Origin of the sequence: Marinicella gelatinilytica (assembly GCF_026410405.1) — a bacterium.
Lineage (GTDB): Bacteria > Pseudomonadota > Gammaproteobacteria > Xanthomonadales > Marinicellaceae > Marinicella > Marinicella gelatinilytica.
On the sequence record NZ_JAPMLN010000015.1, the window covers coordinates 74739 to 86957 of the forward strand.

Genomic DNA, 12219 nt, shown 5'->3' on the forward strand with positions numbered 1-12219 from the left:
AATCAGTTCATTGATTGGCTGATATTTTTATTTCAACATCACCAAGTCAACATAATTATTCGACCGGCAAATAAGTAAACCAGGTCACAATGGCTCGGTTATTTTCAAGGACATCAATGGTAAAGCCCTCACCATTACGTTCGGCACCACCATAAAACGAACCCGCCATCCATTTATTATCATTAACATTCTGAAATCCCACAGCCTCACAGGCTAAACCGCCGGGATTCATGGCCAATCGGTTAACGGTATATCCACCGGCACCAAACGCCGTACCACCCGTTGATAGATTTGAGGCATAAATCATATCCGCCTCATGACAGTCATTGAAATCAATCATCAGTTCACCCCACTGTACCAATTCAATATCATCGGGATTAAAATCGTCGCCAAATGCACCACCTAAAGTGGCTGTAAACTCGGTGACTCTAATTTGATTACCAGTGATATCACCAACGCCGGTTACCCAGGCTTGACGCATATTCTCTACCTCTTGTATCATTGATTGTTTCTTTAACCTAAAAACAAAAGTCGCACCTCTTAGGCCACTATTTCCACTCGTAACAATTGTTTCATGACTAAAATCAGAAAGATCATAACGTCGAACTGTATTTAAGCTGTCGCTGGTCACCAGCATATGATTCGCACCATCTTTAACCATACCGGCCGCTCCTCCCATATAAGAAACTGTTTTTTGGAATTGGCCTTGTAGATTATATTGCAGGATGGCTTGATTTCCCCATGCTGTTACCAGCATCATGTTATTAGCAAATAGAATACTTCTTGGACGATCCAGACCATGATCACCAGAAGGTACAAAAGTGCTGCTCACACCGGTGTTTGGATTCACCCTTAATATACTGTCCGAATCATAACCGGGAACATAGAGAAAGCCATCCGGACCCATCGCCATACCAATATCAATGCCTTTGACCAAACCATTATTGGCCGGTAATATTGTCTTCACCTTTTTCCAAGTGGCGGTGTTCACTTCAATAACCTCATTACTTGAATAACTACCCAAATAAATACTTTCGTCAGTTTTTTTCACCACCGTAATTGGATTCTCCATAACACCAGGATTAAGCACTGTGGTTGGATTCGACAAACTATCTCTGTCAAATTTAACCAGTTTATGGCTGGATTCGCTGACCACAATAACATCACCATTTTGATCTTGAAAAATCGTTTGCGGGCCTTTTAAGACACCTGTATCAGATAAATTACGAATATAATCACCACTACAACCATCATAAATTTTTACACTGTTACTAAACCAACTGCTCACCAACAACAGGGAATCACAATTCGGATCCCCAATGTCTTGTGCTTGAATTGATGGTGCAGTTATAATCATTATTAATACTAAAAAAAATGTTCTCATAAAAATTTCCTCGTGTTTAAAAAGATTTGCAAATTAAGCTTTTAAGCCATAAAAAACCTTCGGAAAACTTCCTTTTGTGTACAAACACCCATGAATAGCCACCACACTCAACATAAAACCCATGAAATGCTGACATTTAATTCGTGGATTTATTGCCCGGAAACGGGTGTACTGAAAAAGGGTCGCACTGAGCATCGGCTTGCACCGCAACCAAATTTAGTGCTAAAAATGCTTGTAACTTCTGCGCCTCAAGTGATATCCAGACAAGCGTTTCTGGATGCAGTCTGGTCAGACCGAATCGTGAATGAAGATGCCTTATCAAGAACCATCGCAGAATTACGAAAATTATTGGGCGATTCTGCCAGTCAAGCCAAATACATAAAAACACGCCCAAAAAAAGGCTATCAGTTTGTGACAGAAGTTGAGACCATTAAAACCAAGAAGACTCAAAATCGCAGGTTGCAGTTTGTGACCTTATTTTTCTTAATGTTGCTTGTTGCGGTCATCGTAATTAATAATAAAAATACGTCCGTAAACCAATTACAAAATGCAGTAACGAATGCCAAAAGAGTGACTTTTCAACCCGGCATGGAACATCAAAGTATTCTCAGTGATGACGGACAGCACATTCTTTACGTGAAACAAGGTTCCAACAACAGAGAGATAGTCATCGAATCACTTGAGACCACAAACAATAAACAAACAATTCGTTTAGCAGGATATGACCTAGCTTCGCCCATTATCATATCAGACAGGCAAAGTGTGGTTATGACAGCTCGAAACGAGGATGGCTGTAGGCTTAAGCGGTACCACTTAATTGAGCAACAATTTACAGATTTAGCCAGCTGTCATTACAATGCTGAATCACGAACCATCGATTGGCATAGAAATGACCATGCCATTTACTATTCGGCTCCAAACAATAAAAGCGTAGGCATTCAAGCCATTGATATAGACACAAATAAAAACCTGACAATCACTGCCCCTGATAGCTTAAACGACTTAGATTGGTCGCCTAAAATAAGCCCCGATGGTCAGTGGTTAAGTTTTTCACGGGGCAATTATAGTGTTCGAAATTTATGGTTGAAAAATTTAAAGACTGGAGAAGAATCTGCACTCACCAACAATAAACATTATACAGTGAGTCACGACTGGTATGATTCTGAGCACCTGGTTTTTGACTCAGACTTAAATGGTAGTCGGCAATTATGGTTGATTAATATTCTGGATAAATCGACTCAATTACTGGGTGCATATGGTGCTCAACATCCATCCTTCGACCTGGCGCGCAGTCAAATGGCCTTTCAAGAAGTGAATTACGAAGCCAATATTTGGTTATATGATATGCAATCTGACCAACTGGAGCGGATTGTGCATTCCACAAAATACGATAACAACCCCTCATTTTCACCCGCCTCTGATCAGTTTGTCTTTTCCAGTAACCGACAAGATACCGGCTCAATTTGGTTATATGACTTTAACACGGCCAGTGAGCAGTTATTATTGAGTATCCCTGGTGCTAAATTAACCCGACCTATATGGAGTAAGGACGGAAAGTTTGTCAGCATAACCATTAACAACGATCAAGGCTACAGTACAGTGATCTATGATTTAACAACCCAACAAGTCAGCTCATCTCCATTTATCGAAAGTCACATCAGCACTGCTTTCATTGGCGAAAATTATTTTTCACTGTCAAAATCTGAAGACAATAAAGACCGCATTATTCATTCAATCGATGGCGTAAAGAACGTACTGCCCATAGAGTCTGTCAGTCGTTTTATGGTGTTATCTGACGGTGACCTGGTTTATTCAAAATCCAACCAAGATGGACTTTTTCACTATAACCGCACATCATCAATCGAGACCACGCTTATTCCTGATTTTGATCGTAAAGCATTGAATTTATGGACCGCTGTCAATCAATCTGTTTATTACAGTCAAGGTGGTAAGCAGGCCGGGATTTGGCGGTATAACTTGGCGACGGGTCGACAAGAATACATCACCAGCCATCGACCCTATTCAGTTGGGCCGGCATTGAGTGTGAACACTGAAGAAAACAAAATCCTTATCACCCGCACAGACCGTGCTGAATCCGATATTTTCATTTCACAACTAAAGCATTGATTATTAGAACATTAAACAGAGGTATTCTTTGACAGCCCTTGCGGCTTGAATACCTCTGTCGTCTTAAGCCGAAAGAAATCAGCTCAGATTGGATTTATTATTTGGGCGCTTTGGTAAATCGCAGATAAGGCAATTTAATATCAATCTCACCAAATTTATCTTTGGCCTGCTCATCGTTCAAGTCTAAACCGACTATGACATCTTCACCGGGTCGCCAATCGGCCGGTGTGGCAAGCGGTTTGCCATCAGTGGCCTGAATGGCATCCAAAGCCCGAATAATTTCCGCAAAGTTGCGCCCCACAGACATCGGGTAAGACATGGTCAGACGAATTTTTTTATCCGGCCCAATAATGAACACTGTTCTCACCGTGGCGCTGTCAGCCGCAGTGCGACCATCGGGTAAAACTGATTCAGCGGGTAACATGTCATATAATTTGGCCACCTGTAATGAAGTGTCGTCAATAATCGGGAAATCTGCCGGGGCACCGGCGAAGGCTTCAATATCACGCATCCATTTATGATGCTCTTCGACGCTGTCTACTGAAACACCCATGACTTTGGTGTTGCGTTTCTTGAATTCCGGCACCAGCCTGGCAACGGCACCAAATTCAGTGGTACAAACGGGTGTAAAGTCCTTTGGGTGAGAAAATAAAATGGCATAATTGTCACCCACCCAATCGTGAAGGGTCAACTCACCTGCGGTGGAATCAGTGGTAAAGTTCGGGGCAGTGTCATTAATACGAATGGTCATAAATACTCCTTGGTTTAATTACTTTAATTAACAATTATACACTTTTTCTAACACTATATCAACAAAACTTAATGTTAAGAGAGCAATTTGTGGGCTTGCCTGGCAATTTCCAGTTCTTCTTTAGTGGGAATAACCAATACCTTGACCTTTGATGACGGTGTATTTATTTCTTGAATGGCTTCTGCGTTATGCGCATTTTTAGTTTCATCTAAATCAATACCCAAGAAATCCATGTCTGCACACACCAATGCGCGCATCAAGCGGGAATTTTCGCCAATACCGGCGGTAAAGACAATGGCATCCAGACCATTCATAACAGCTGCATAGGCGCCGATGTATTTTTTAATGCGATAAGCACTCATATCTAAGGCCAGCCGACAATCTGCATTACCTTGCTCAGCCTGTGCTTCAATGTCTCTTAAATCACGGAAGCCGGTCAATCCCAATAAGCCGCTTTCTTTATTTAAAAGCGTATTCACTTTATCCAGATCATAGCCGAGTTTATCCACCAAATGAAAAATAATGCCATGATCAATATCACCACTGCGCGAGCCCATAATAAGACCGTTGGATGGCGTAAAACCCATGCTGTGATCGATGCTTTGACCGTCTTTAACCGCTGTCATGCTGCAACCATTGCCTAAATGTAGGGTAATAATTTTCGATTTTCTAAGCGCCAAATACTTAATCGCCTGTTGTGATACATACTGATGACTCACCCCATGAAAACCATAGACTTGAATACCGTATTCTAAATAGAGCTTTTTGGGGATGGCATATTGGTTGGCAATCTCCGGTATGGTTTGATGGAAAGCGGTATCAAACACCGCCACTTGCCGGGCCGCCGGAAACAGCTGCTCAGAGACCAAAATGCCTTCATAATTAGGCGGGTTGTGTAACGGTGCCAAATCAGCGAACGCTTGAATTTCCTGTTTCACCCGGTCAGTAATTAGGGTGGTTTCGGAAAACAACTGCCCGCCTTGTACCACACGATGGCCAACAGCAGTTATTTCGGACTTATCACCAATAACCCCGACCTCTTTATCCAGTAACAATTCAACGATTTTCTGTAAGCCTTGCTTATGATTCTCTATTGCCAGAGTTTCTTGGATATTTGCTGTCTCTGTTTTATAACTGAGTTGGCTATCCTGTCCACCGATACGATCTGCCATGCCTTTGCAAAGTAATTGTTCTGCCGGCATCTGTAATAACTGGAACTTGATGGATGAACTGCCGGAATTAATCACCAATATTTTCATACTTGCGACCCATCTTCTTGGGCCTGAATGGCGGTGACTACGACGGTGTTAAAGACATCGTCCACAGTACAACCGCGGCTTAAATCATTCACCGGTTTTTTTAGACCTTGTAAAATCGGACCAATGGCCAGGGCTTTGGTTTCACGTTGTACCGCTTTATAGGTGTTGTTGCCGGTGTTTAAATCGGGGAAAATAAAGACATTGGCCTGTCCGGCGATTTCAGATTCCGGCATTTTTAATTTCCCCACTTTAATATCAACCGCCGCATCATACTGAATCGGCCCCATGACTTTTAAATCCGGACGTTTTTGTTTCACAATACCGGTGGCTTGCCGGACCCGCTCGACATCCTCGCCCACACCGGAAGCACCGGAAGAATACGATAACATGGCCACTTTCGGCTCAATATCAAAGGCTTTGGCAGTGGCGGCAGAAGATATGGCAATTTCCGCCAATTCTTCCGCCGTGGGATTCGGATTAATCGCACAGTCACCATAAACCGAAACGCGGTCCTCTAACAGCATAAAAAATATCGATGACACCAGCTTGGTATCGGGTTTGGTTTTAATAAACTGAAACGCCGGCAGAATGGTGTGCTGGGTGGTATGGGCGGCACCGGACACCATACCATCGGCATGGCCTTTGTACACCATCATGGTACCGAAATAAGACACCCCTTCCATCAGATCTCGGGCAATCGCCAAGTTGACGTTTTTATGCTTTCGCAATTCATACAAGGTCTCAGCATAATCATCAAATCGGTCGGATTGTTGTGGGTTTATCACCGTAAGATGATCGAGATTTAAATCGATTTCATTGAGCCTCAACTGCTCTTTAATTTTTTCTCGATGTCCTAATAAAGTTACCTTTACCACATCCAAATCAAGCAACCGCTTAGCGGCCATTAAAATTCGCGCATCGGTGCCTTCCGGTAAGACGATGTGTTTTTTGGCCAATTTAGCCTTCTTCAGCAAGTTATACTGAAACATTCTCGGCGTGATGCCTTTGCTTTTAAACGTAATTAAGCGATGCAGTAACTCATCGATCTGCACATACTGTTCAAAGTCATTAATCGAGGCAAGGATTTTATCGGTGTTCTCGGCGTAGATTTGCGACTTAATGGCACCAATGCGATTGGCCGTTGAAAATGTACCCGTTTGCACAGAAATAATCGGCACAATCTCAGAAAGACCCTCAATCAGTTTAATAATGGAATCATCCGGCACCAAGCCACCGGTTAATACAATGCCTGAAATCGGCGGATAATTGGCCGACACATTGGCTTGTAACACACCCAAAATAACACCCGAACGATCGCCGGGCGTAATCACCAGTTCATGGTCTTGAATCAGCGGTAAATAATTACGCAGTTGCATGGCACCAACACTAAAGTGCCCGGCTCGGTTATTGATATAATCACCGCCAAAAAGAATCTCAGCGTCCAGTTCAGCAACAATTTCCTTAACCGATGGGTTGGCCAGCACCGGATTTAAAGGAATGGCACTAACCATCACTGATTTGGGTAACTGTTGTTTTAATGCGCTCACCACCTCAGACAATTTATCGGAGGTGACCTTATTGGCAATGGCCGCCAATACCTCGACACCTTTTTCCCGGAACGAATCGTGAGCCATATGTAAATGACCCGCCAATTGACTTAAGGAACGGTCTTGGGCATTGGCCAAAACAATCGCCGGCACCCCTAGATTTTGGGCAATCAGTACATTAATATCAAACTCATTAATGGAGGCGGTGGCAGAAAAGCTGGTACCTTCCACCAGTATAAAATCAAAGCGTTCTTCCAGAACCTTGTAGTGTTCAATAATGCGCCGGATAAGCTCATCTTTTTTATCATCATTAAGTAACCGAACCACCTCACTGCGATGATAAGCAAACGCCTCATCAAACGCTAAATTGAGGTTAAAGTGACTGATGACCGTATGAATGTGGTTATCGGTTTTACCGGGCGCCAGATCATCAATGATGGGTCGGAAATAACCGACCTTTGCCACCTTCCCTAACAGCGCCTGCATCAGCCCCAGCGATACAATGGATTTACCGCTGTTGGATTCAGTGGTGGCAATATAAACAGCTTTATTGGTGGTTTTATGGGTCATAAAAAGAACTCAAATTTATTATTATCCTATTGTAACTAATTTTAAACTAAACGATTGACTGATTAGGTGGTTTCTTAATCGTTCTGACTGCAGAAGTCCCGATAGGCTTTCTCAGTATCCTCAAAACCATATTGCTCAGCCAACTCCCAGGGCCGTTCGCACTGTTCAGTCCGCGGACACCAGCTGTAACCGGCTGAAGCAATACAGCCATGAGCATCACGATCACTGCCGGGCATCTCGCCACCATCAGCTGTTGATTCTTGTGAACAAGCACTGATAAAAGAAAAGGATAAAAGCAGAAGTAGCGTGGTTGTCTTCATGGGTTTATTATTCACGGTCTTTCCCCCACTTCATGGCAATGCCATAAGCAAGTGTCGAAACCATCACCCCCCAGAAAGTTAACAGTAAAACCTGAGACCAAAATTCCAATGTAGCCATTTGAAACTGTAGGTTTTCCATAAACCCTAAAGTTTTACCACGAGATTGCATGAGTTCACTCAGTTCTTGATGGGACATTTGATCCATCATTTCCGATTCAATCCCAGGTGAATAAACGATATTTTGGGTTGTGTAAACAATGAGCAAACCAAACACAATAATAAAAAGGATGGTTACACTCATAAAAAAGACGATAAAACGATTCATTTTTTAAGTTAAATTTAATTTCAGCTATTATGGCCTGGGATGATTTATGTAAAACAACAATCACTTCCTTTCAGACCAGTCATTAGGCCGTCTGCGATAATGAGCAACGAAAAGTATTTGGATACCACCATTAAGTGCTCTAATGCCGCTTGCGGACGGAGCCGGTGGTTCATTTCAGATGGCTTTGAATTCGATGCTCAAGTTCTTCGGCGGTGATGAGCTTCACGGCTCCTTGATCAATTTGCTTGGCTCGACGCTCAACTTCTTCAACCCAAAGCAACTCATGCTCTTTATCGCTGATTTCTTCCAAACTTTCTAATAATAAACAGGCGAGTTTAGCCCGTTCATCAACAGATAAATGTAGCACTTTATTTTTAATCTTAGTCGGTTCCATTCATAAATATTAGCATTGTGCTTTCGAGACAGCCACAAAAAATTAATATCTCCCTCGATTACAATAGAATAATCACCTTAATAATAAAGATTGAAATTTATTCATGTAGGGTAAACAACCCGCTTATTATCCGTGATTTTCGCACCGCTGGTTAAGGTTGCCGGATTGACTTTATCTTGCCCCATCAGATGAAATACCTGCTCTCCTCGGGCCAACAAATAATCAGCCACAATCCGCCGATGACAGCGCCACCAGACCGCTTCTGAACACATTATCGCGCATACCTGTTTGTGGCCTTGTTTGATTAATTCGGCCAAGCCGCTTTGAAAATCATCAGATAACGCGTAATCCGCATAATTATGAAAGCTTTGGTTGTTCCAAAAACCATTGACATCATCGGCGACTTCTTTACTTTTATGGCGCAACCCACCCAACTCAGGTATTAATTTATAACCAATACCAAACGGTGCCAAATTATCAGGCAAGACATCTTCATTGTATTGTGGATTGGTGCGGGACTTTGGGATGGTGCGAATATCAATCACCCGTTCTACGTCAGCCGTCTGCAGCAAAGCCACAAACTCATTAATTGTCCGCGTGGAATGACCAATGGTATAAAACGGATATGGCATGTATTACTGGTTCGGCGTTTTTCTTAATGCACTGCCTTTGTGGGCGGCGATGTGATCCGTTTTATCGCTTTTGATTTCATATTGCGGCTCATCTTCTGAGGCACGGTGGGTATGGCCTTTGTAGTCAAAATCTTGGGTGTGAACCTGACATATAGTACCACCAACCCGACCTGCTTCTGAGTTCCAGGTAACATGATCACCAACTTTATATTTTTTTGACATAAGATATTGACTCCATTAAATAAAATACAATTATTTTAACTAAAAATACGTAAGCATCTGTTATATAAGCTTTAAATTTTTATTAAAACCGAAACAAACTAATGGATTTTATAGGCACTCTATTCTGTTATTAGTGATGCCGCCATCAGTCCATCAATAACTTTTTTAGAAACAAGCTTTTTCTGTACAACGGCATTTTTTTGTTTTATTGTTATCGGTCTGATTCAGAACAAACCCCAAACACCAAGAGATAAGCGAATGAGTAGAGTAAGCATTATTAAACCGGCCATGTCGCATAGGGAAATGCCTTATTACGAGGCCAAAATTCCGGCAGGTTTTGCCTCACCAGCCACCGAATACCTGGGCGATACCCTGGATTTAAATGATTATCTAATTGCCAATAACACCGCCACTTTTTTTGCTAAGGTGGAAGGTGATTCGATGATTGGCGCCGGTATTTTTGAAGGCGATTTGATTGTTATTGATCGATCACTGGATCCCAAACATAATAATATTGTGGTGGCGGTGATTGATAATGACTTTACCGTGAAACGCTTGTGGCTGAAAGACAAGATCGAATTGCGTCCGGAAAACCCGGACTACAAACCCATTACTTTACGCGGTGAAGTGGATATGCGCATTTGGGGCGTGGTCACGGCGGTGGTTCGCAAATTTTGATAATTCGGTGATTACAATAAAGTCATGATTGCACTCTGTGATGTTAATAATTTCTATGTCTCCTGCGAACGGGTATTTAATCCGGCGCTGGAGAATAAACCCGTTATTGTCTTGTCGAACAACGACGGTTGTGCCGTGGCACGATCTAATGAAGTGAAAAACCTGGGCGTTAAAATGGGCGCACCTTTACATCAAATTCAGGATTTAGTTAAACAGCATAACATCGCGGTATTTTCCTCCAACTATGTACTGTATGGCGATATGTCGCAGCGGGTCGCTGATATCGTCGAGCAATACAGTGACCAAACCGAAATTTACAGTATTGATGAATTATTTATTAAATTTCAGGGTTTTGAGCACCTTAACCTGACCCGGCATTGCCAAAAAATGGTGAAACAGATTCACCAATGGCTGGGCTTACCGGTGTGCGTCGGCCTGGCGCCATCAAAGACCCTGGCTAAGGTGGCCAATCATTATGCCAAAAAACTCAATATCGATGGCCGTGTCCTCAACCTGTCTCACGAGTATTACATCAAGCAAGCCCTGGAACACCTGCCGGTCAATGAACTATGGGGTGTCGGTCGCCGCCTGTCCGAACAATTACGTCAAATGGGCATTGACACTGCTTTAGAGCTGAGAAATGCCGACATTAAAACCATGCGCAAGCGCTTTTCGGTGGTGATGGAGCGCACCATTTTAGAACTGCGCGGCATTTCCTGTATTGATTTTGATGCCGATCCTGACAAGAAAAAGCAGCTGATTTGCACCCGCTCTTTTGCCAACAAATCTTCTGATTTTGAGTTAATTAAACAGGCTGTTGCTTATCACGTCACCCGTGCCTGCGTCAGCCTGCGTCAACAAGAATCCGTGGCACAATGCTTAACCGTATTTATTAAAACCAACCGCTTTTGCCCAAATGATCGACAGTATTCAAACTCCATCACCATTCAACTGCCCCAGGCCAGTGATTTTACCGGTCATTTTTTAACCGCTGCCAGTCACGCTTTGAAAAAAATCTACAAACCGGGCTACCTGTATAAAAAAGCCGGCATTATGCTCACCAACTTATCGGACAAAGGCGCGCTGCAAACCGACTTATTCAGCCCCGATATCAACAGCCCGAAAAACAGCCAACTGATGCGCACCTTAGATGACATCAATGAACGCTTTGGTAAAGGTAAATTAAGAAGCGCCCGGGAAGGCTTTACCCAACAATGGGCCATGAAGTCCGAGCGAAAATCCAAAGAGTTTACCACCCGTTGGGATAATCTGTTGAATATACGCTAATCACTCTTGAGTAGGTTCAGGGTTTTTTCGGGTGCTTTTTGGTTTGAGCTTGCCGTTAATGTCGTTCAAAGCTAAATTGAATTTCTCCAGTAACTGCTCTTTTTTCGCCGGATCAACGTATTTGGACTCAAACACATCCTGGGTTTTTTGCAGGATATCGTTTAACTTCTTGTCTTTATAATCAAGCGGCTCGTAGATATCTTTGTCCGCCTCATCAAACAGACCAATCCATTTTTCTGACAACCTACCGTAGCTAAGTACCCGATAGAGATAGCGTCCCGGATTCTTCTGATGCCGAATCAAGCCCCAAATACCGGCACCCAAACACACCGGTAGCAGCACCAAATCCCGGAAACCATCAACAATGAGTTTTAACTGCAATACCACGGTGTCATGAATCACTTCATTGCGCTGATGATTGGACGTATTTTTAGATTCGATTTGTTTAGATTTGACTTGTTCGGCCATAATGAGGTACCTGCAGGGAACCCCAACATTATAAACCCAAAACATGGCAGCCACATGCGACAAAAGTCATTGTTTTCAATATACCAATTTCATGACAGAAGTTTTGTTATGCTTAACCCGTGGTGCATTTAGGCGATCTTGATTTTTAGGTTGTTAATATTCCTGTTTTCCAAATAATTTATCCATTGAATTATGGTCAGTGCAGTGATTTTTGCCATGATTCTGGTGGCGAACCCTTTAAATGTTTTTGCATAG

At 42.7% G+C, this 12219-nt stretch carries 13 protein-coding genes and 1 pseudogene; 3 read left to right on the forward strand and 11 right to left on the reverse strand.

What is annotated here, in order from left to right; translation table 11 throughout:
- Positions 1-55 precede the first annotated feature (55 nt).
- Complete coding sequence (locus tag OS173_RS10610) at positions 56-1384, reverse strand: NHL repeat-containing protein (RefSeq protein WP_267184263.1); 1329 nt, start codon at positions 1382-1384, stop codon at positions 56-58.
- A gap of 90 nt (positions 1385-1474) precedes the next feature.
- Between OS173_RS10610 and OS173_RS10615 the strand changes: the two genes are divergently transcribed.
- Positions 1475-3511, forward strand: a complete 2037-nt coding sequence (locus OS173_RS10615; protein ID WP_267184264.1) for a winged helix-turn-helix domain-containing protein — start codon at positions 1475-1477, stop codon at positions 3509-3511.
- Between the two features lie 97 nt (positions 3512-3608).
- Here the strand turns inward: OS173_RS10615 and OS173_RS10620 are convergent, their stop codons facing one another.
- The 8 genes from OS173_RS10620 to OS173_RS10655 all read right to left on the reverse strand — a co-directional run bounded on the left by OS173_RS10620 (position 3609) and on the right by OS173_RS10655 (position 9531).
- On the reverse strand, positions 3609-4262 hold the full coding sequence (locus tag OS173_RS10620; protein WP_267184265.1) for a peroxiredoxin: 654 nt from the start codon (positions 4260-4262) through the stop codon (positions 3609-3611).
- A 74-nt stretch (positions 4263-4336) separates the two neighbouring features.
- A complete protein-coding gene (locus OS173_RS10625) occupies positions 4337-5521 on the reverse strand; it encodes an acetate/propionate family kinase (protein ID WP_267184266.1) in 1185 nt (394 codons plus the stop codon).
- Positions 5518-7638, reverse strand: a complete 2121-nt coding sequence (gene pta / locus OS173_RS10630; protein ID WP_267184267.1) for a phosphate acetyltransferase — start codon at positions 7636-7638, stop codon at positions 5518-5520. The genes OS173_RS10625 and pta overlap by 4 nt, the downstream gene beginning before the upstream one ends.
- Positions 7639-7712: 74 nt before the next feature.
- Complete coding sequence (locus OS173_RS10635) at positions 7713-7958, reverse strand: serine protease (protein WP_267184268.1); 246 nt, start codon at positions 7956-7958, stop codon at positions 7713-7715.
- Between the two features lie 7 nt (positions 7959-7965).
- Positions 7966-8283: a hypothetical protein gene (locus OS173_RS10640; protein ID WP_267184269.1), complete on the reverse strand. Its 318-nt coding sequence runs from the start codon at positions 8281-8283 to the stop codon at positions 7966-7968.
- 169 nt (positions 8284-8452) lie between these two features.
- Positions 8453-8677 (reverse strand): addiction module protein, encoded by a 225-nt coding sequence (locus OS173_RS10645; RefSeq protein WP_267184270.1) that lies wholly within the window; start codon positions 8675-8677, stop codon positions 8453-8455.
- Between the two features lie 101 nt (positions 8678-8778).
- The gene (locus OS173_RS10650) at positions 8779-9309 is read right to left on the reverse strand and encodes a DUF488 domain-containing protein (protein ID WP_267184271.1); all 531 of its coding nucleotides are present in this window, start codon (positions 9307-9309) and stop codon (positions 8779-8781) included.
- Positions 9310-9312: 3 nt separating this feature from the next.
- Complete coding sequence (locus tag OS173_RS10655; RefSeq protein ID WP_267184272.1) at positions 9313-9531, reverse strand: hypervirulence associated TUDOR domain-containing protein; 219 nt, start codon at positions 9529-9531, stop codon at positions 9313-9315.
- A 258-nt stretch (positions 9532-9789) separates the two neighbouring features.
- On the opposite strand from OS173_RS10655, the gene OS173_RS10660 reads away from it, so the two are divergent.
- Both OS173_RS10660 and OS173_RS10665 read left to right on the forward strand, forming a co-directional pair.
- On the forward strand, positions 9790-10209 hold the full coding sequence (locus OS173_RS10660; RefSeq protein WP_267184273.1) for a LexA family protein: 420 nt from the start codon (positions 9790-9792) through the stop codon (positions 10207-10209).
- 24 nt (positions 10210-10233) lie between these two features.
- On the forward strand, positions 10234-11496 hold the full coding sequence (locus tag OS173_RS10665) for a Y-family DNA polymerase (protein WP_267184274.1): 1263 nt from the start codon (positions 10234-10236) through the stop codon (positions 11494-11496).
- Here the strand turns inward: OS173_RS10665 and OS173_RS10670 are convergent, their stop codons facing one another.
- Positions 11497-11964 (reverse strand): hypothetical protein, encoded by a 468-nt coding sequence (locus OS173_RS10670; RefSeq protein ID WP_267184275.1) that lies wholly within the window; start codon positions 11962-11964, stop codon positions 11497-11499.
- Between the two features lie 128 nt (positions 11965-12092).
- Positions 12093-12219, reverse strand: a pseudogene (locus OS173_RS10675) (IS982 family transposase); the annotation flags it as partial.